This is a genomic window from Algoriphagus alkaliphilus, assembly GCF_900103735.1.
Lineage (GTDB): Bacteria > Bacteroidota > Bacteroidia > Cytophagales > Cyclobacteriaceae > Algoriphagus > Algoriphagus alkaliphilus.
On sequence record NZ_FMXE01000015.1, the window covers coordinates 15,195 to 34,609 of the forward strand.

Annotated in this window: 16 protein-coding genes; 1 reads left to right on the top strand and 15 read right to left on the bottom strand. The window is 45.9% G+C overall.

The window, feature by feature from the left end; all coding sequences use genetic code 11:
- Positions 1–53 precede the first annotated feature (53 nt).
- Positions 54–872 carry a purine-nucleoside phosphorylase gene (locus tag BLQ81_RS11580; RefSeq protein WP_092730134.1) on the bottom strand — a complete coding sequence of 273 codons (819 nt, stop codon included), beginning with the start codon at positions 870–872 and terminating at the stop codon, positions 54–56.
- A gap of 97 nt (positions 873–969) precedes the next feature.
- Here BLQ81_RS11580 and BLQ81_RS11585 point away from each other — a divergent pair, with 97 nt between their 5' ends.
- Positions 970–1,494, top strand: coding sequence for an NADPH-dependent FMN reductase (locus BLQ81_RS11585; protein ID WP_092730297.1), 525 nt, complete (start codon positions 970–972; stop codon positions 1,492–1,494).
- A gap of 3 nt (positions 1,495–1,497) precedes the next feature.
- On the opposite strand, the gene ftsZ is transcribed toward BLQ81_RS11585, so the two are convergent.
- The 14 genes from ftsZ to BLQ81_RS11655 all read right to left on the bottom strand — a co-directional run bounded on the left by ftsZ (position 1,498) and on the right by BLQ81_RS11655 (position 19,414).
- Positions 1,498–3,117: a cell division protein FtsZ gene (gene ftsZ / locus BLQ81_RS11590; RefSeq protein ID WP_092730136.1), complete on the bottom strand. Its 1,620-nt coding sequence runs from the start codon at positions 3,115–3,117 to the stop codon at positions 1,498–1,500.
- Between the two features lie 121 nt (positions 3,118–3,238).
- Positions 3,239–4,546: a cell division protein FtsA gene (gene ftsA / locus BLQ81_RS11595; protein WP_092730138.1), complete on the bottom strand. Its 1,308-nt coding sequence runs from the start codon at positions 4,544–4,546 to the stop codon at positions 3,239–3,241.
- 9 nt (positions 4,547–4,555) lie between these two features.
- Positions 4,556–5,311, bottom strand: coding sequence for a cell division protein FtsQ/DivIB (locus tag BLQ81_RS11600; RefSeq protein ID WP_092730140.1), 756 nt, complete (start codon positions 5,309–5,311; stop codon positions 4,556–4,558).
- A complete protein-coding gene (gene murC, locus BLQ81_RS11605) occupies positions 5,308–6,714 on the bottom strand; it encodes a UDP-N-acetylmuramate--L-alanine ligase (protein WP_092730142.1) in 1,407 nt (468 codons plus the stop codon). Before murC ends, BLQ81_RS11600 begins: the two co-directional genes overlap by 4 nt.
- Positions 6,711–7,820, bottom strand: coding sequence for an undecaprenyldiphospho-muramoylpentapeptide beta-N-acetylglucosaminyltransferase (gene murG / locus BLQ81_RS11610; protein ID WP_092730144.1), 1,110 nt, complete (start codon positions 7,818–7,820; stop codon positions 6,711–6,713). The genes murC and murG overlap by 4 nt, the downstream gene beginning before the upstream one ends.
- Before the next feature lie 12 nt (positions 7,821–7,832).
- Positions 7,833–9,005, bottom strand: coding sequence for an FtsW/RodA/SpoVE family cell cycle protein (locus BLQ81_RS11615; protein ID WP_092730146.1), 1,173 nt, complete (start codon positions 9,003–9,005; stop codon positions 7,833–7,835).
- Positions 9,002–10,357, bottom strand: a complete 1,356-nt coding sequence (gene murD / locus BLQ81_RS11620) for a UDP-N-acetylmuramoyl-L-alanine--D-glutamate ligase (protein ID WP_092730148.1) — start codon at positions 10,355–10,357, stop codon at positions 9,002–9,004. The genes BLQ81_RS11615 and murD overlap by 4 nt, the downstream gene beginning before the upstream one ends.
- Before the next feature lie 108 nt (positions 10,358–10,465).
- Positions 10,466–11,677 carry a phospho-N-acetylmuramoyl-pentapeptide-transferase gene (gene mraY, locus BLQ81_RS11625; RefSeq protein ID WP_092730150.1) on the bottom strand — a complete coding sequence of 404 codons (1,212 nt, stop codon included), beginning with the start codon at positions 11,675–11,677 and terminating at the stop codon, positions 10,466–10,468.
- 1 nt (position 11,678) lies between these two features.
- Entirely contained in the window at positions 11,679–13,142 is a 1,464-nt protein-coding gene (locus BLQ81_RS11630) for a UDP-N-acetylmuramoyl-L-alanyl-D-glutamate--2,6-diaminopimelate ligase (RefSeq protein ID WP_092730152.1), read from the bottom strand.
- Positions 13,139–15,247, bottom strand: a complete 2,109-nt coding sequence (locus BLQ81_RS11635; RefSeq protein ID WP_092730154.1) for a penicillin-binding protein — start codon at positions 15,245–15,247, stop codon at positions 13,139–13,141. The genes BLQ81_RS11630 and BLQ81_RS11635 overlap by 4 nt, the downstream gene beginning before the upstream one ends.
- Positions 15,244–15,630 (bottom strand): FtsL-like putative cell division protein, encoded by a 387-nt coding sequence (locus BLQ81_RS11640; protein ID WP_092730156.1) that lies wholly within the window; start codon positions 15,628–15,630, stop codon positions 15,244–15,246. Before BLQ81_RS11640 ends, BLQ81_RS11635 begins: the two co-directional genes overlap by 4 nt.
- On the bottom strand, positions 15,627–16,538 hold the full coding sequence (gene rsmH, locus BLQ81_RS11645; RefSeq protein WP_092730158.1) for a 16S rRNA (cytosine(1402)-N(4))-methyltransferase RsmH: 912 nt from the start codon (positions 16,536–16,538) through the stop codon (positions 15,627–15,629). The genes BLQ81_RS11640 and rsmH overlap by 4 nt, the downstream gene beginning before the upstream one ends.
- A 4-nt stretch (positions 16,539–16,542) precedes the next feature.
- Positions 16,543–16,977 carry a division/cell wall cluster transcriptional repressor MraZ gene (mraZ, locus tag BLQ81_RS11650; RefSeq protein WP_092730160.1) on the bottom strand — a complete coding sequence of 145 codons (435 nt, stop codon included), beginning with the start codon at positions 16,975–16,977 and terminating at the stop codon, positions 16,543–16,545.
- A 406-nt stretch (positions 16,978–17,383) separates the two neighbouring features.
- Positions 17,384–19,414, bottom strand: a complete 2,031-nt coding sequence (locus tag BLQ81_RS11655) for a M56 family metallopeptidase (protein WP_092730162.1) — start codon at positions 19,412–19,414, stop codon at positions 17,384–17,386.
- Position 19,415 lies beyond the last annotated feature (1 nt).

Sequence of the window (19,415 nt, forward strand, 5' to 3'; positions counted from 1 at the left end):
AGAATCCAATCTCTGGTGAAGCAGGATTCTTAGTTTTAATTTCCGCAAACGAATTAAATGACGGCGACCAATTCTTTCAAAATCATCCCCATGACTGGTTCGGCCTTGGCTGCGGCAGCGAGTACATAGGCGATATCTACTTTATGGATTCTACCCTCAATACCCATATCGGTAATCGCTGATATCCCGAATACTTCCATTCCGGAATGCCGTGCAACCAACACCTCGGGAACAGTACTCATGCCCACCGCATCGCCTCCAATAATTCGTAAATATTTGTATTCAGCAGGGGTTTCCAGGTTGGGCCCTTCCACTCCTGCATAAACGCCAAGATGAAGTTTGACCCCATTTTTTTCAGCAATTTTGAGCGCTTTTTCGATCAATTCATGCGAATAGGCATCGCTCATATCAGGAAATCTCGGGCCTAATTCATCGTAATTTTTGCCGCGTAGTGGATTATCCGAAAACAGGTTGATGTGATCGGTGATAAGCATCACGTCTCCGACTTCCTGCGCAGGATTTAGCCCGCCGCAGGCATTGGAGACCAACAAAGTGCCTACACCCAGTTTTTTCATTACCCGCACCGGAAAAGTCACTTCTTTCATCGAATAGCCCTCGTAGTAATGAAACCTCCCTTTCATTGCCATTACTTTTTTACCTGAAAGGGCACCAAAAATTAACTTCCCAGAATGGCTTTCCACTGTGGAAACAGGGAAATGAGGAATGTCTTTGTAATCTATTTCAAGTTCGACTTCAATCTGATTTCCGAGACTTCCCAGACCAGTACCTAAAATAATTCCTATCGGAACTTCCGATGGGTGTAGCTTTTGGATAAATGAAACAGCGTCTTGAATTTGATTGAGGTAGTCCATGTTTTTTTTGGAAGATTTACGGGCAAAGATAGGATTTTGGTCCAGGCTTAGAACTTTTCAACCTACTTGCTTGTATAGGAAACATAAAAATCTCCTTATGGTTAAAATTATCGTTGGCACAAACCGTAAAAATTCAGTTTCCAAGGTCATAGCTGAATTTTACCAATCGATTCTACTTGAAAAAGGTGCAGCATCCGAAATCTTGGAGCTGGAGCATTTGCCGGCAGACTTTATTGCTACAGCACTTTATGAAAATAATGGGAAAAACGATGGCTATAATGCCTTTCAAGGCCGGGTTAATGCCGGGACAAAGTTTGTTTTCATCGTACCGGAGTACAACGGTTCTTTTCCGGGAATTCTCAAATCATTCATAGACGGAATGACCTATCCGAACACTTTTCGGAATAAAAAATGTGCATTGGTTGGAATTTCATCTGGAGTTGGCGGGGGTGGCATCGCTTTGAGCCACCTTACCGACATCTTCCATTATCTGGGTATGCATGTCCTTGCTCTCAAGCCGAAGCTTGCCAAAATCGAGCAAAATATGTCAGATAACCTGCTCACCAACAGGCTGTATGTAGAACTGCTGCAAACCCAGGCAGACATGCTGCTTGAATTTTAGGAATTAATCCACATTATCATGCAGGAATCTGTTGTTGCCGAGAATCTCGTTCTCGTCGCTCAGATTGTACTTGCTTGTCTCAGACTCTGAACTGTGCTGTGGTTCATTCAGTACCACATTCTTGCGCTGATATGCCGGCACGTTCATTTTTTCTTTCAGTTCCTCAGGACTTGGATTGAACGCCCGGTTACCTTTCAGTTTTTCAAATCGCTCATGTGCACGCTGGATTGCCTTCTGCTTCATCTGCTCGTAGTAATCATTTGCAAATAGCTGTGGAACTGGCTCTGATTCCTTAGGAAGGACTTCAGACTGCTTCTCAGAATCATCTTCCAATTTGAAAACAATCTTTTCGGACTTCACTTCCTGAGTAATTTCCTCATGGTCTTCCTGAATTGGATTTACCCGGAAAACAAACTCTTCCATTTCTTCTTCAACCGGCTTCAGCGGCGCAGCAGCAGGTGCTTTTGGCAGATTGAAAGTGAAAGTTGCCCCACCAGAAATCGGCTCCTCTTTTACTTTTTGGCTTTTGCCTGAATCCAGGTTGATGACAGTCTTCACTATCTCGGGATTTGCTACAGGCGTGTTGGCAATTGGATTTGCGAATGCTGAAACCGGAGCAGAAAATTCTCTGTTTCTACGCTTTTCAGAGAGTTTATCCATTTCAAAACCAGTAGCGATGACCGTCACACGGATAGCTTTGCCAAGTTCCGGATCGATACCCTGACCGAAGATTAGTTCAGCATTGTCACCGGCTTTTTCTTGGATGTATTCAGTGATTTCGCTGAGTTCGTCCATAGAAAGTTCCTCATCTTCACCAGACATGATGGAAAGAAGTATTTTTTGAGCGCCTTTGATATCCACATTATTGAGCAATGGAGAAGAAATAGCAGCTCCGGCTGCGCGGATCGCACGACCTTCACCTTCTTCAGTGGAGGATCCCATCACTGCCGCTCCGGCCTCCTTCATGACAGTCTTCACATCCTCAAAGTCGACGTTGACATCCTGATGGATTGTAATGATTTCGGCGATTGATTTCGCTGCGGTAGTCAGGATATCGTCTGCCTTGCTGAATGCAGTGCGGATAGCCAGGTTACCGTAGATTTCACGCAGTTTGTCATTGAGAATCACCAATACAGTGTCGCAGTTTTCTCTTAGCGATTCAATGCCTGCCTGAGCTACAGCCATTTTCTTTTTCCCCTCAAACATGAAGGGAGCAGTCACGATACCCACGGTCAGGATATTGAGTTCTTTGGCGATTTTGGCTACAATCGGCGCTGCACCTGTGCCTGTACCACCGCCCATTCCTGCAGTGATGAATACCATTTTGGTATTATCCGCAAGTAACTCGCGGATCTCCTCTTGAGACTCAAGGGCAGCGTTTCGTCCTTGCTCCGGATTGGCACCTGCACCCAGACCTTCTGTCAGGTTTGCACCAAGCTGCAGTCTCAATGGAACGGGGGACGATTTCAAAGCCTGTGCGTCCGTGTTGACCACGACAAACTCCACGTCCTTAATTCCCTGTGCGTACATGTGGTTTACGGCATTGCTGCCGCCGCCTCCTACGCCAATTACCTTGATAATCGACTTTTGATTTCTCGGGAGGTCAAATCTGTAATCTTTCATGCTATCTGACATATTTTTTGATTTGGTGAATAGTTATGGTTGTTGTGTTTCATAATGGAAGAGGGTTAAGAAGGAAGTAATCTGCAAGGCGGATTACCTCCTCAATCATAAGCCCTAGTTATTAGTATTCTTCCCCGATGTCATCGGAGATCATAGTTTTCAAGCGATCAGTAATTCCTTTGAAGAAATTATTGGCAATTGCCTCTCTTTTCACCACGATAATGGGCTTGATTCCGGAGTTGGCTTTTCTTTTCAGATAGCCTTCCTCGCGATTGTCCAAAGCCTTGAACCCGGCTAATACCAAGCCCACTGATGTGGCATACATCGGACTTTTCACATCTTCAATCACTGACTTGCCGAGATGCTCGTTTGGAAATCCGATTCTGGAATCCAGTCCGGTCATGTATTCAAACAGCTGGGAAATGCACTGCAACTGTGAACCTCCACCGGTGATTACTATACCTCCAGCCAATTTTTTATAGTAGCCACTTTGCATGATTTCGTTTTGGACGATTTCGATGATTTCCTCCATTCTTGCCTGGATAATTGAAGCCAGGTTCCGGATGGAAATTTCCTTTGGTGGCCTGTTTCTAAGTCCCGGTATGGATACGATTTCGTTCGGATTGGCTTCTTCCGCTATTGCTTTACCAAAGCGGGTTTTGAGCAATTCTGCCTGATTTTGCATCAGCATGCAGCCTTCCTTGATATCGGCAGTGATGATGTTTCCTCCAAGTGGGATTACCGCAGTGTGACGGATTATATTTTCATAGAAAATGGCAATGTCAGTGGTGCCGCCTCCGATGTCAACCAGACATACGCCTGCTTCCTTTTCATCGTCGCTCAATACTGAAAGTGAGCTGGCAAGGGGTTCCAAAATCAGTTGTTTGGATTCAAGAGAAGCCTTTTTCACACACTTGTTGATATTGTGAATAGCAGTAGTCTGGGCGGTGATGATATGGAAATCTGCCTCAAGACGTGTACCCGCCATTCCTACAGGATCTTTGATTCCACCTTCGTAGTCCACCGTGTAATCCTGCGGCATCACATGGATAATGCTGTTTCCCGGAGGCACGACGATGTTGTGCATATCAGCGGAAAGTCGCTGCACGTCTTCCACCGTAATCTCATCCTCAGTAGGCTGGCGCATGATGCTCCCATGCATGATTTTGCTTTGGATGTGCTGTCCGGCGATTCCGACGATAACCTCTGCGATATTCACATCGGCCATATTGGAGCAATCCTCCACGGCTTTCTGGATCGCATGTACAGTCTTCTCGATATTGGTTACGATGCCGCGATCTACTCCATCAGAGACTGCCTTGCCCATGCCTAGGACTTCGAGTTTCCCAAACTCATTCTTGCGTCCGATGATCGCGCAGATTTTGGTCGTCCCAATGTCCAGACCTACGATTAATTTGTCGTTTTCCATATCCAAGCTTTATTCACAAACAATTTGATTTTTAAATTTCACGCTGATCCGCTCGTAAGCATTCCAGCCTTTTCTTGGTAAAATCTCTTTATACAGCACTTCGATCCGTCTGAATTTGCTCTCGATGTCGTGCGCATCTCCAAACTCGATCACTTGCTTCCCAACTTGCTGATGCAATCGGATGTCGTCCTTCTTATTAATCTCCAACTCACTCACCTGAGCACTCCAAAACTCATCTTCAGTGACAAACCGGATCAAGGACATCAATTCAGGCATCGAATCAACACTTCCCTGATCCATCAATTGCTCTGCAAAAGCACCTTCCAAAATCAGCACCCGACTGGTATAAGTAGGTGAGGTGGGGATGATCAATCCCTCCGTAGTGATATATCCGTCGGCTGCCATCGGTCTGGCAATTCTAGCGATGGGCTCGTGCTGATGGATAGTCATTTTTAGGATTCCTTTTTGCCCGACAGATGTTTCCACCGATTTGATAAATGGATGTCCTGAAAGTCTTTTCTCAATCGCTGCCAAAGGAACTTCCCCCATCGGAAGTCCCGATTTCAGCTCAGGAAATGCAGACATTACTATTGCTTCAATTTCTTTCTCCTCTACAAAATAGACTCCGCTGACAGCCTTGAGGTCTACTTCAAATCCCTGATAGACTTTGAGCTGATTTTGCTTTTCCACAAACCCGATGAATCCGACCAAAACCAGACAAAGGGTCACCAATCCAAGCGCTTTTTTAAGTTTTGCCTTATTCATGCCTCACCCTGTTTGGTTCTTGAATCCATCCAGGCCGCTATACCCGGAACCAATCGATCAATATCTCCCGCACCCATAGTCACCAGGACTTCGGGACGGGATTCCAGCAGGTAGTCCATTACCTGTTCTTTATTCATCAGCGTCTTTTTACCCGTCTGAATTCCATTCAAAAGCATCGCAGAAGTCACTCCTTCAATGGGAAGTTCCCGGGCTGGGTAAATGTCCAGCAGCACCACTTCATCTGCCAACGACAGGCTTTCAGAAAATCCTGCCGCAAAGTCTCTTGTCCGTGTAAACAGATGAGGCTGGAAAATCACCGTGAGTCGCTGTGTAGGGTACATAGCCCGCACAGAGCTCAGGCAAGCTTTGATTTCCTCGGGATGATGCGCATAGTCATCGATAAAAATATGTCCCGGCACGGTGGAATGTATCTCAAACCGACGTTTTACGCCTTTGAATGACTTGATACCTTGCCGTATCTGCTTCTCACTTACACCATGATCAATTGCGATGGCTATGGCAACCAAAGCATTTTCCACATTGTGAAAACCCGGAATGTGAAGTTCCAATCCTTTGATTTGTGCTTTGGTCCCCATGTAATCAAAGAGGAAAATTCCCGGTTTAGCGATGATATTATCGGCATGAATTCCAGAGGACCTCAATCCATATTCTCTAATCCCTGCACTGATCCCCATGTTCTCTCCCAAGCGATACCATGCATGGGATTGGATGTAGAGTTTACCCTTTTTATCTACCAACTTGATGAAGTCACGGAAACCATCCAATATCGTGGCCTCATCGCCGTAGATGTCCAGATGATCCGCGTCTGCACTCGTGACCACTGCCTCGTTTGGATGAAGCTTCAGGAAGGAGCGGTCAAATTCATCTGCCTCGACCACGACAAGTGTTGCTACTTTTGATTTGCCCGGCAAAATCAAGTTGCTGTTGTAATTCTGAGTAATCCCTCCTAGGAATGCAGCGACAGGTTTGCCTGCCGATTTCAGCAAATGAGCGATCAGGGAAGAGGTGCTGGTCTTACCGTGAGTTCCCGCTACTGCTATGGTATAAAAATCCTTGGTAATCATCCCAAGAACTTCGGATCGCTTCTTTAATTGGTAATGAGCCTGGAAGAAATTTAACAGCACACTATTCTTTGGGATAGCAGGGGTCCAGACAACCAAAACCTCATCCGGATTGGAGGTAAATTCAATCGGAATATCCGCTGCAGAATCCTTGAAACTGATCACCATGCCTTCCTTTTCCAGCTCCTCAGTCAAAGGCGAAGGAGTCTTGTCATACCCTGCCACAGGATATCCTTCATGTCGGAACCATCGGGCCAAGGCACTCATGCCGATGCCCCCGATTCCGAGGAAGTAGACGCTATTTATTCCTTTGAATGTCATTTGACCAGTTTTTCCAACTCAATTACAATGGCATTTGCCGCATCCGGCTTGGCCAACTTCCTAATATTTTTCCCCAATGCTTCGACTAGATTTCCGTCTTGCATCAGTGCATCAATTTTGCTTTTCAATTGCCCGATTGCTTCGGCATCTTTCAGCAGCACCGCCGCCTGATGATTGACAAAGGCCATGGCGTTTTTGGTTTGGTGATCTTCCGCCACATTGGGAGAGGGAATGAAAATCACAGGCTTGCCCACAAGGCTAAGCTCCGAAACAGAAAGGGCTCCAGCTCTGGACACAATGAGGTCTGCAACTGCATAAGCCAGGTCCATTTCGCGGATAAACTCCCTTAGATGGACATGCTTTAGATCCGCGTTTTCAAGTGTGGCCAACATTTCCTTGAAATAAAATTTCCCGCACTGCCAGAGAACCTGGTAGCCGGATTCTTCCAGCTTATGCATGTCCTTCAAAACCGCCTGATTAAGGGTTCTTGCTCCCAAGGAACCTCCCACAACCAAAACCGTCTTGCGGTCCGCTGCCAGCCCGAAATGCTCCAGCCCGATTTCTTTTTTGCCGGACAAGTCGAGAATATCTTTTCTGACAGGATTCCCGGTAATTTTAATTTTACGGGAAGGGAAAAACTTCTCCATGTTCGGGTATGCCACACAAATTGCATTTGCCTTTTTGGCCAAAAGCTTATTGGTCAATCCCGCATAGGAATTTTGCTCCTGCACCAAGGTTGGAATTCTTTTATTTTGCGCAGCATAAAGTACCGGTCCGCTTGCATAGCCACCAACACCTACTACTGCATCAGGCCTGAAATCCTGCACGATTTGGTAAGCAGCACGAAGGCTTTTGACAAGCTTGAAAGGGAAGCTAAGATTGTCCAAAGTCAGGCTTCGCTGAAGTCCCGCTATTGGCAGACCCTTGATTTCATATCCTGCTTCAGGGATTTTTTGCATTTCCATTTTTCCCAAAGCCCCCACGAAAAGAATCTCACTGGCAGGATGTTTTTCCTTCCATGCGTTGGCAATGGCGATGGCAGGATAGATATGCCCGCCGGTGCCTCCACCGCTGATGAGAATTCGATATGTCGTCTGAGTGCTAATGGCTTTTTGGGTTTATGCTGTTTTTAATCGATTTCGTACTTCGGGCACTGCCACCACTTCATCCGAGTGATCTCCGCGACTCACACTCAGAATGATCCCAAGTGCGGTTCCTGTGAAAACCAAGGACGTCCCACCCATACTAAGGAGTGGAAGAGGCAAGCCTGTAATCGGGCCCAATCCCACGGCTACGGCCATATTGACCAAAGCCTGAATGACCAGGGCGAAACTTAATCCTGCGGAAAGCAAACCTCCGAAGGCTTTGTTGGAATTAGCTACAATCCGCATCCCCCGATACAGGAGAGCGAGGTAAAGGAATAGCACGGTTGCCCCTCCTACCATTCCGTATTCTTCAATGATGATGGCGTAGATAAAATCTGAGTACGGGTGAGGCAGTGAATTGCGCTGTTCGCTGTTTCCGGGGCCTTTACCGGTGACTCCGCCTGTAGCGATTGCGATGTAGGATTGCTCGGCTTGAAAAGGAATCTTGCTGTCGTCATTTTTTGACTCCCAGAAGGCTTCGATACGGGAATAAAAGGTTTCCCCACGCTGTCCTGCAAAAACTGCTATGGTCAAACCCATTACTCCCACCATGACGACCAAAAGCAAATATTTCAATGGAACCCTGCCGATAAACATGATCAACAGGCAGGTAGCCAAAAGAAGAATCGCCGTAGACATATTGGCCATACCAATCAGCGCACAAATCACCCCGATGGCCAGGATAATAGGCAAGAAAGTCCCGGTAAAGTCTTTGATGTTATTTTGACTCTTGGCAAGCATGGCCGCCAAGGCAGCGATTAGAGAAAGCTTTGCCAAATCCGAAGGCTGGAACGCCTGATTGATCACAGGAATTGTAATCCAGCGATTGGCATCGTTGATATTGGATCCGAAAAGGTAGGTAAATGCCAGAAGTGGGATGGATAAATACATGAATAGCCGGGCATAAAGCGCGTACTTCTTGTAGGGCATCTTATGCGCCAACCACATCACAAACAAGGAGACGATTACTAAAAAGGAATGTCTGAGCAAATACAATTCAGTATTTCCTCCGGCGGTCTTGTATGCCAAAGTACCTGTGGCAGAATACACGACCAAGATGCTGAACAGAGACAGCAAAATCACGATCGCCCAGATGATGGGATCGCCCTTAAACTGCTCGTCTATCCATGCCTTCAGCGTAATCATGCTTTCTGTTTTTCTTTTAATCCTAAAACCGCTGAGCGAAACCGATCACCGCGATCTTCATAATTTTTGAATAAATCAAAGCTGGCACATGCCGGAGAAAGCAAAACCACTTCTCCCTTTTCAGCCAATTCCTGACCCCAAGCCACAGCTTCACTTATATCCTGGGTTTCTTTGATTGTGGAAATGATCCCCACAAAAGCCTTCTTTAGCTTTTCATTGTCTGTTCCCAGGCAAATCAGAACTTTTACTTTTCCATTATCCACCAAGTCATTCAGGATGGAATAATCATTTCCTTTGTCCACCCCACCTGCAATCCAGATCAAGGGCTCGACGTAGCTTCCCAGCGCGTAATAGGTCGCCTCGACATTGGTTCCTTTGCTGTCATTGACAAAGCGAACCCCGTCCATTTCCCGGACTAGCTCCATGCGATGCGGCGCATTTTTGAATGTTTTATAGCCTTGGATTAATTGAGGTTCGGTCAATCCTGCCATTAGTGCAGCCGTCCCGGCACACAGTGCATTCAGAATATTATGTTTCCCTTGTATGGAAAGTTCCGAAACAGAAATACTCGCGGAATTTCCATTTGCAGCAAGCTCCAGTGTTTTCCCATCGCTGTACCCACCCTTGCCCGGCTTCTCGGATAAGGAAATCCAATGGAAATCGGTCTTGAGCTTTTTCAGCTCCAAGCCTTTCTTTGTCAAGGGATCCTCTAGAAATGCAATTCCCTTTTCGCGCAGAGTCATGTTTTTGAACAAGCTCATTTTGGAAAAGATGTAGTTGTCTATTTGGTATTCGTAGCGATCCAAATGATCCGGAGTGATATTGGTCAATATCCCGATGGTCGGTTTAAAGCACTGGAAACCGTCAATCTGAAAGCTTGAAGCCTCAATTACCCACCAGTCGTGGTCCTGATTGACCAGCTGACCTGCCCAACTTTGACCTACATTTCCTGCCAATCCGACATCATAGCCTGCTTCTTTGAGTAAGTGAAAGGTCAAAAGTGTGGTAGTTGTTTTCCCGTTTGTTCCGGTGATGGCAATCACTTTCCCCGCACTGTATCTATAGGCAAATTCCAGCTCATCTACGACCGGAATCCCTTCATTCATCGCCTTTTTCACCAAAGGAGACTTGGTCGGAATACCGGGGCTTTTGATTATCAGATCGCAGGAAAGAACTTTTGACTCGTCATGACCACCTTCCTCAAAGTCGATACCTGCATCCAGAAGTGCATTTTTCCGCTCGGCTGCTATAATTCCTGAATCAGATACCCAAACCCCATAGCCTTCCCGCTTGGCGAGCAGTGCTGCTCCCAATCCGCTTTCTCCGGCTCCGAGGATGGCTATTTGCTTCATGTGTTAATAATTTGTTTTTTAGCGGCCACATGGAATCCCGCACGGATTCCCCGATAGCTCGGGGCATCCCTCTGTGTGTCGCTTTGGATCATGCTTGATTTCATTTAATTAGCGTAGTTTCAAAGTGGCTAAAGAAATTACCGCCAGCAGAATGCCGATGATCCAGAAGCGGGTCACAATCTTCGCCTCAGGTATTCCTTTCTTTTGGTAATGATGGTGAAGTGGAGACATCAAGAAAATCCTGCGTCCTTCACCGTATTTTTTTCGGGTGTATTTGAAATAGCCCACTTGGAGCATGACACTCACACTTTCGATCAAGAATATTCCACAGGTGATCGGGATCAAAAGCTCTTTGCGAAGCGTCAAAGCCAAAACCGCAATCACTCCTCCGAGCATCAATGAGCCTGTATCGCCCATGAAAACCTGCGCCGGATAGGCATTGTACCAAAGGAATCCAATACATGCGCCGATAAAAGCCGCAGAAAAAATCACGAGCTCCCCGGAATTGGGGATGTACATGATGCCGAGGTATTGGGAGAAAATAGCGTTACCGCTCAGGTATGCGAAAATCGCAATCGCCAGGCCTATGATTGCGGAAGTTCCTGCAGCCAAACCGTCGATTCCATCGGTGATATTCGCACCGTTAGAAACAGCTGTAATGATGAAAATCGCAACCAAAATGTATAGAACCGGAACCATGGACTCTCCCATGAACCCAAGTACACGCTCATAGTCCAACTCGTTGTTTTTAACAAAAGGAATGGTAGTCCGTAGCGCTTTTACATCCTGAAATGATGGGGTCTCCACAATCCCTTCCTCGATGGAAACCGGAGTGGAAAACTTACGGATAACGACATCATCATTATAATAGAGCGTAGCCCCTACGATAATTCCGATTCCGATCTGACCGATGATCTTGAATCGGCCTTTAAGTCCATCTTTGTTTTTGCGAAATACTTTGATGTAATCATCCAAAAACCCAATCAATCCCAGCCAAACCGTGGAAATCAGTAAAAGAATAATGTAGACATTGTTCAGATTCGCAAACAGGAGGGTTGGAATCAGGATTGCAGCGATCATCATCAAACCACCCATGGTAGGGGTTCCTTTCTTCTGCGCCTGGCCTTCCAATCCCAAATCACGGACAGTTTCTCCGATTTGCTTTCTCCGGATCCAGTTGATGATGGCTTCACCAAATGTGATGGTGATGATCAGTGAAAAAACCGCTGCCATACCCGCACGGAACGAGATGTAGCGAAACACTCCCGTTCCCGGAATGTCCAATACTCGATCTAAGTAGTCAAAAATGGGGTATAACATATCAGTTTCTCGTCAATTGTTCTAGAATCTCAGTCACGACTTCCGCATCGTCAAAGTGGTATTTTACTCCTTGGATTTCCTGATAATCTTCGTGTCCCTTTCCCGCAATCAGGATGATATCTCCTTTTTTGGAAAGCATCACGGCTGTTTTGATCGCTTCTCGTCGATCTTCAATAGTCAGGGTTTTTCGGATCTCTGAAAGCCCAACTCCTGCCTGCATTTCCCGAAGTATCGCCATAGGATCTTCGAAACGGGGATTGTCTGAGGTGAAAATGGCCTTATTGCTTTCGCTTACCGCCAACTTGGCCATAATGGGACGTTTGGTTTTGTCCCGATTTCCTCCACATCCGACCACGGTGATCAGTTGTTCGTTTCCGGTGCGCACACCGTTGATGGTTTTCAGGACATTGTCCAGCGCATCCGGCGTATGGGCATAATCTACAATTGCGATGATCCCGCCGATGGATATTCTGTCAAATCTCCCTTTTGCCCCTCTGATGGCCGACAGCGCACGAAGGACTTCATCCTCATCCTCTCCCAAAAGCGAGGCAACACCTAAGGCCCCAAGCAAATTGTAAGCGTTAAATGCTCCGATCATCCGGAACCAGATCTGTTTGCCGTTGATATCCAGCTCGAGTCCTTCGAGTGTATTCGAAATAATTTTTGCCTTAAAATCTGCTGAAGTCTTCAATGCAAAAGTGCGGTGTGCCGCCTTACAGTTTTGAAGCATGACGGAGCCACGTCTGTCATCTCCGTTTACCAGTGCAAAAGCATCCTTCGGAAGCTCATCAAACAGCTTTTTCTTGGCTTTGATGTATTCATCAAAGGTCCCGTGATAGTCGAGATGGTCGTGGGTGATATTGGTGAAAACAGCTCCTGCGAGCTTTAATCCCGCGATCCGCTCCTGAACAATTGCATGTGAACTTGCCTCCATGAAGCAATGCGTACAGCCTTCATCTACCATTTTGCGAAGCAAGGCCTGCACACTGACCGCATCCGGTGTAGTATGGGTAGCCGGGATGACTTCCTCGTTGATCTTATTTTCTACTGTAGAAAGCAATCCCGTGCTGTAGCCCATCGCAACAAACAGCTGATGCAATAGAGTCACGGTAGTGGTTTTTCCGTTGGTGCCCGTTACTCCGACAACCTTGATTTTTTGCGAAGGATTATCAAAAAAGTTAGAGGCGATGATCCCCAATGCTTTCGCGGAATTCACCACCTGGACATAGGTTATTCCCTCAGTGATTTCCTCAGGAAGTTTTTCACAGATGATGACAGTTGCCCCTTTTTTTTGGGCAGTGGCAATGAATTCGTGCCCGTCTACCTGAGTTCCCGCAATAGCAACGAAAGCACTTCTTGCCATCACATTTCTACTGTCAAAGACAATACTGCTCACCCGAATCTCCATGTCTCCAATGGTCGAGGTCAGTGATACTTTATACAATATGTCCTTGAGTACTTTCATCCTAATACCAAGTTGATTGTTGCATTTGGGCTAAGCTGTGTGCCCGGAGCAAGCGATTGCTCCACCACACGACCTTTGCCACTGTAGTTCACCTTAAGCCCCTTATTTTCCAGGACAAAAAGTGCATCTCGGAGTGGCATGCCAGAGACATCCGGCACAGTCGGCTTTCCAGTCTCATTGATTCTCAAATCAAAATTTTCAGAGATCAGGGAAGCTTTCACCCAATCCTCAGTGCTTGGGCTTTTCACTTTGATACCCAATTCATCAAAAATCCCCTGAAGCTCCTCCCCTTTTCCGGCAGTGACATAGGGCATTTTGCTGATTTGATTTTCAGCCTGGAAAATTTTGGATTGATCCACCGGATTCAATTCCATGTCCAAAGCATAGATTCGGTCTGCAATTTCTTTGAAAACCGGAGCAGATACATCGCCCCCATATGCAGCAATACCTTTTGGACTATCGATCACGATGATCATGCTGTACTTGGGTCGATCAGCAGGAAAATACCCCGCAAAGCTGGTGTAGTAGGTTTCGGTATATTTCCCGTTGACGATTTTCTGGGCTGTCCCGGTTTTTCCTGCGATTTTATAGTTATCGTTCAGGATGTTTCTTGCTGTGCCTCTCAACACCACCCCTTCCAAAAGCTCCTGAAGATGCTTTATCGTTTTTTCAGAGGCGATTTGCTTTCTCAAAACCTGAGGCTCAAACTTCTCCATCAATGTATTGCCTCTACCTACTGCTTTTACAAACAGCGGCTTCATCATGACTCCGTTATTTGCCACTGCGTTGTAAAGTGCCAAGGTATGGATGGGATTAACCTTGGATTCATATCCTATGGAAATCCACGGAAGCGAGGTCCCGTACCAGGTTTTTGACCCCGGCTTTTTGAAAAATGGTTTTCCTTCCCCTGTAAGCTGCAGATCGAATTGCTGGGCAATACCTGCTTTATCCATGTAAGCCATAAACTTGGATGGACTGGATCCAAAGTGCATATCTACCAGCTTTGAAATCGCCACATTGGACGATTTTTCGAAGGCTTCCCGAATGGTGATTGTGCCATAACCGCCATTTTTGGCATCATACATCGTCTGATTGTAGAATCTGTGCGCACCGTTTCCGGTTTCGATTGTCTCATTCAGACTGATTTTGTTTTCTTCCAAAAGCGCCAACATCGAGACCAACTTGAAAGTCGATCCAGGCTCGGTATTTCCGATATCCCCTACTGCATAATTGTAACTTTCGGAATACCCAAGGCCACTCTTGTTGCGTTGCAAATTGGACATTGCCTTGATGTGGCCTGTCTTTACTTCCATCACAATCACGGAGCCAAAAGCTGCATTTCGGTCAGTCAGTTGTCTCCTCAGCGCAGTCTCCGCTACATCCTGAATGTTTACATCCAGGGTGGTGAACACATCTAGGCCATTGTCAGGCTTAATGTCTTCCGCATCAAAAACAGGCTTCCAAATTCCTCCCGCCAGTCTTTGAAACAAGGCTTTTCCGTCTTTTCCTTTGAGGTAATTATTGAAGCTGTATTCGATTCCTGCACCGTAATCGTCTTCATTCAAAAAGCCGACAGTTCGGCTTGCCAATGAATTAAAAGGTCTGTATCGCTTTTCTACTTTTTCGAAAATCACTCCACCACCCAATCGGCCTTCTCTGAAAATCGGCCATGCGGTCATTTTTTGCATATCCTGATAGCCAATCTGCTTTCTGTTGAGAATTAGGTAGCGCTTTTTGTCCCCTCGCGCATCTTGAATCATCCGCTTGTATGCGGTTGCAGACTTGTCTTTATAGTAGGCGGATAATTTTCTTGATAGGGAATCGATGCCTGCTTTGAATCGGGCATCTTTTGCCATCGTCGGGTCTATCGCTACCCGATAAAAGGGTAAGCTGGTAGCCAAGAGGCTCCCGTCTGTGGCATAAATGTTTCCCCGTGTGGCTGGCACTTCCCGGTATTGGAAGTTGACTTGCTCGGCTTTTGCCCTCCATTTCTCTCCCTCCCTTACCTGCACCACGGCGATCTTGTATGGGATCGCGCAGGCAGCCAAAGCAACCAGGATGAAAATCACCCTCACTCGGAGCACTATGGAGCGTTTTATATTCACTTTTTTACCTCGATTTTGATCGGTGGTTGATTCAATTCATAAATTTCAAGCTTAGCCACTCGCTTAGCCACTTCTGACTGCATGCTGCTTTGCATATATTCTGCCTCCAGCGTGGTGACATCAGCCCGAAGGTCTTCTACTTCCTGCTGGGCTTTTTCGATTTTCCGAACCATACTTTCAGCTCTATGATTGCTGAAAATGTAGATCAGCGCAAGCAATACCAGAAAACCCACAGGAGGTACAAGCTGTACAGGTACCCCTTCTCCTAGGATCCCTTTAACGTCCAACTTATCTTCCATCCAAGTGAAAATCGTCTTCCCCGGGCCTGCTTTTTTTGGAGCATTCCCAGCCTTTAGTTTCTTCTTAAAGGTATTCTGACTCATTTCCCTGTCTTTTTCGCTATTCTCAATTTGGCACTCCTTGCTCTTGGATTTGCGGCTACTTCTGCCTCGTCTGCTACGACTGATCCCCTACTAACCGGCTCCAGGGGCCTGATGAGATTTCCGTAAAAATCCTTCTCTACCTCTCCTTGGAATTTGCCTTTGGCAATCAGGTTTTTGACGAGCCTGTCTTCCAGACTGTGATAGCTCATCACTACCAGCCTGCCCTCAGGCTTCAGTAGCACCACTGCGCTAAGCAACATTTCCTCCAAAGCCCCCATTTCATCGTTGACTTCAATCCTTAAGGCCTGAAAAACCTGTGCGTAATATTTGAAGTCTTTGCCACGGGGAGCATATTTTTTCAGAAAAGCAGTAAATCCTTCCGTCGTTTCAAAAGGTGTCTGGACTCGTTCGGACACGATAGCCTGCGCCAAAGTTTTTGCGTTTTTTACTTCTCCATAGATTCCCAGAATCTTGTGAAGCTTTCCTTCATCGTAGGTATTCAAAACCTCCTTGGCACTCAGATCAGCGGATTGATTCATTCGCATATCGAGTTCGCCACTGAATCTGGTCGAAAAACCGCGTCCCGGCACATCTATCTGATGCGAGGAGATCCCCAAGTCAGCGAGTATTCCGTCGACTTTCTTTACCCCGTACAGCCTCAAGTATCTTTTAATATCCCGGAAATTGGCCTGCACAAAAGTGAACCGCTCATCCTGTGGCGCATTGGCCAATGCATCAATGTCTTGGTCAAATCCATAAAGATGACCTTTGTCCAATTGCTTCAGGATTTCTCGAGAATGCCCTCCGCCTCCAAATGTCACATCGACATAGATCCCGTTAGGGTCAATAGCCAAGCCTTCAGTGCATTGGGCGAGCATCACTGGGATATGATAATTAGCGGATGTCATAGCTTCAGAAGAGATATTTTTCCATCTGTTGTGACATTTCGATATCGTCTTCGATTACAAAGTCCTTATACCGATCCGCACTCCACATTTCAATTTTGCTACCCACTCCAACCAGAATCACATCCTTATCGAGACCTGCGTACTCCTGAAAGGCTTTTGGAATCAAAAAGCGACCAGCGCTGTCCAGTTCTACCTCAGTGATACGAGTGAAAAAAGATCGCTTCAATCTGCGAGTCTCTTCATTGTGATCCGAAAGCGCATTTACCTGACTTTCCAGTTTTCGAAACTCAACCATCGGATAGAGTTTAAGACATTTGTCAGCTGCCATTTGAAGCATAAGCGCACTCCCATTGGCCTCCGGTATTGCCCCCTTTATTTTGGAAGGCAAAACCAGACGTCCTTTGGGATCCAGCTTACAATCATATCGACAATTGAACATATCCTGACTCTTCTATTTGATGAGTTTTAAGTAAAAACAAAAGTAGCAAAATGAACTTCACATTCTACCACTTTCCCCCACTTTTTACCACTTTGAATTAAAAGTAGACAAAAGTTTCATCCAAGCCAATGTTTTTTCAAAAAAATCGAAGAAATTTTTATTGATAGTCAAGGCGTTAAGCTCCTCCACAAAGTGTCCCTAAAACCCCCATATTCAAGTAAAAAAGGCCGTTTTACGGCAATAAGAGCATCTCAAAAAAGGAATTGACTTCAGAGATTTCAATTAAGTGGGTGAATTTCCCATAAATTTCATTGAGAAATCAAAAAGTGGGCGAATTCCCAGGCGAAAAAATAAAAAAGACCTGCCCAAAGGACAGGTCTTTATCTAAGCATTAACACACAATTAATTATTTATTGTCATCTTTTTTGAGTTCTTGTTGTATCAGTTTTTGAAATTCCTGAAGCTTGGCCTGATGCTCCTTTTGCCATATTTCCATCTTTCGTTGGAACTCCTCCATTTTTGGTTTTTGAGCGGCTTCCCATTCTTTCATTTTTAGTTCGAGATCCATCATTTTGGGCTTATTGGCTTTATGCCATTCGTTCATCTTGGCCTCAAATTCTTTCAACTTAGGCTCGTGTGCAGCTTGCCACGCTGCCATCTTCTGTTCGAATTCCTTCATCCTAGGGCCATTTGCTGCCTCCCATTCTTTCATTTTGATTTCAAATTCTTTGAGTTTGGGCTGAAATTCCTTTTCAAATTTGGCAGCCCATTCTTCTGAATTTTTCTCCCATTCTTTGGCGGCGATTTCTGCCTTTTTTGCCCATTCCTTGGCCCACTTTTCTTTTTCCGCTTTGCTCATTTTCGTAGTGTCAGTACCAAAGACATGAGGAGCAAAATGTTCAGCGAATGGAAAACCAAAGTCTGCATCCATGGCAGGCATGGACGGCATTACGAAATCCATGGCCGGCATTGGAAATGCAGCCATATCCAATGGAGGAATCGGAGGAAAAGTAGCCATCACAGGCATGCTAGCCCCAAAGTCAAAGGCAGGAATCGGGGCCATGGCCATATCTACCGGAAACACGGGCGCCATCGGCAAATCCAAATGAGGCATGTTTTCAGCATTGAAAGCCTTGAATCTTTCCAAGGACGATTTGGCATTGGGGCTAAGCACGACAGTATCCCCTCCTGAAATCAACAGATCTCCGACGATCTGATATCTATTTCCATTGTCATCAGTGATTACCATGCGATTCTTTTCGATGCCTGACTTAGGGGCAGGAGATTTCGGCTCGGATGAATTTCTGATCGTATCCTGCGCATCTGGGGCCGGAAACGTCGGTTCAATAGCTACAATCGGGGCTTTGGGAGCCACCAGGCTAGTTTGCTTTGGAGCGTCCTGTTGGGCACTTGCCATCAGTCCGACGCTGAGAAATAAGGTAAGTAACATAGGGATAGAAATAATAGGGTTTTGAGGATAGTTTTGAGCGGGATAACCTAGTATCCGCTTGATTCGCTGAAGTGTTGGATTTCTTTTTTTGCCTGCGGCAAGTGCCAACTCGGGTGGATTTTGCTGTGCAAAATTGATGACTTCCGCCAAGCTGGTTGCTAGATTTTTGGGATCAATTCCAGATTTCAAGACTAGGTCATCTGCGGCATTTTCACGGAGTTCTTTTACAGTATTGTTGATCCACCAATAACAAGGATGAAAGAAGAACAAGACTTCCATGACCGAAAGAAGCAAGTTGGCGAGGTAATCATTGCGCTTCACATGCGCCAATTCATGTGCAATAATTGCTTCGAGCTGGGCAGGTGAAAGCTGAAACAGCAATCCTGCAGGGAGCAGAATAATAGGTTTGAAAGTTCCAAAGGTGAGGGGAGAAATACACACTGAGCTAATTTTCAGTTGGACCGCTCTACTCACACCCATTTTGTTTGCTAAACGGTAAGCAACCCGTTGAATCTGAAAATCAACCACCGAAGAAGAGGATTTTCTTAAACTCCGTATTTCTGAGAAACTATTGACAAGTCTGAAAAGAAATAAAAGCACTCCTAAAAACCAGAAGTTAACCAGCAAGAATATGTTTTGCTCAATCCCATCAGTAGCCAGCCGGATTCCTGACTCAAACTTCGATTCACTCAAAAGTATTGCCGAATTACCGAAGAAGATCTGAAGATCCCCACTCGCTGCTATATGTGTGGCAACGCTGGGCTGTGCCTCATATTGATATGCGAATGTCAGCATTGAAACTACAAACGCTAAGGCCAAAGCCCCTACCGCAAGTCCATACTTAGTGGAAGGTTTTGCCCGGTGAGCAATTTTCAACAAAATCCAAAGAGCTGCCGCAATTAAAATGAGCTGCCAAACGGAATGCACCAAAGTCCATCCCAAGGCATTCAGCAGATTTTCTGATATCCAGTCATTTAAAAGTCTCATT

Coding starts and splice junctions, on each gene's coding strand:
- ftsZ (WP_092730136.1), bottom strand. CDS start 3,117: ATGAAAGATTACAGATTTGACCTCCCGAGAAATCAAAAGTCGATTATC.
- BLQ81_RS11655 (WP_092730162.1), bottom strand. CDS start 19,414: ATGAGACTTTTAAATGACTGGATATCAGAAAATCTGCTGAATGCCTTG.
- rsmH (WP_092730158.1), bottom strand. CDS start 16,538: ATGACATCCGCTAATTATCATATCCCAGTGATGCTCGCCCAATGCACT.
- BLQ81_RS11585 (WP_092730297.1), top strand. CDS start 970: ATGGTTAAAATTATCGTTGGCACAAACCGTAAAAATTCAGTTTCCAAG.
- BLQ81_RS11600 (WP_092730140.1), bottom strand. CDS start 5,311: ATGAATAAGGCAAAACTTAAAAAAGCGCTTGGATTGGTGACCCTTTGT.
- BLQ81_RS11640 (WP_092730156.1), bottom strand. CDS start 15,630: ATGAGTCAGAATACCTTTAAGAAGAAACTAAAGGCTGGGAATGCTCCA.
- mraY (WP_092730150.1), bottom strand. CDS start 11,677: ATGTTATACCCCATTTTTGACTACTTAGATCGAGTATTGGACATTCCG.
- BLQ81_RS11615 (WP_092730146.1), bottom strand. CDS start 9,005: ATGATTACGCTGAAGGCATGGATAGACGAGCAGTTTAAGGGCGATCCC.
- BLQ81_RS11580 (WP_092730134.1), bottom strand. CDS start 872: ATGGACTACCTCAATCAAATTCAAGACGCTGTTTCATTTATCCAAAAG.
- mraZ (WP_092730160.1), bottom strand. CDS start 16,977: ATGTTCAATTGTCGATATGATTGTAAGCTGGATCCCAAAGGACGTCTG.
- ftsA (WP_092730138.1), bottom strand. CDS start 4,546: ATGGAAAACGACAAATTAATCGTAGGTCTGGACATTGGGACGACCAAA.
- murC (WP_092730142.1), bottom strand. CDS start 6,714: ATGACATTCAAAGGAATAAATAGCGTCTACTTCCTCGGAATCGGGGGC.
- BLQ81_RS11630 (WP_092730152.1), bottom strand. CDS start 13,142: ATGAAAGTACTCAAGGACATATTGTATAAAGTATCACTGACCTCGACC.
- murD (WP_092730148.1), bottom strand. CDS start 10,357: ATGAAGCAAATAGCCATCCTCGGAGCCGGAGAAAGCGGATTGGGAGCA.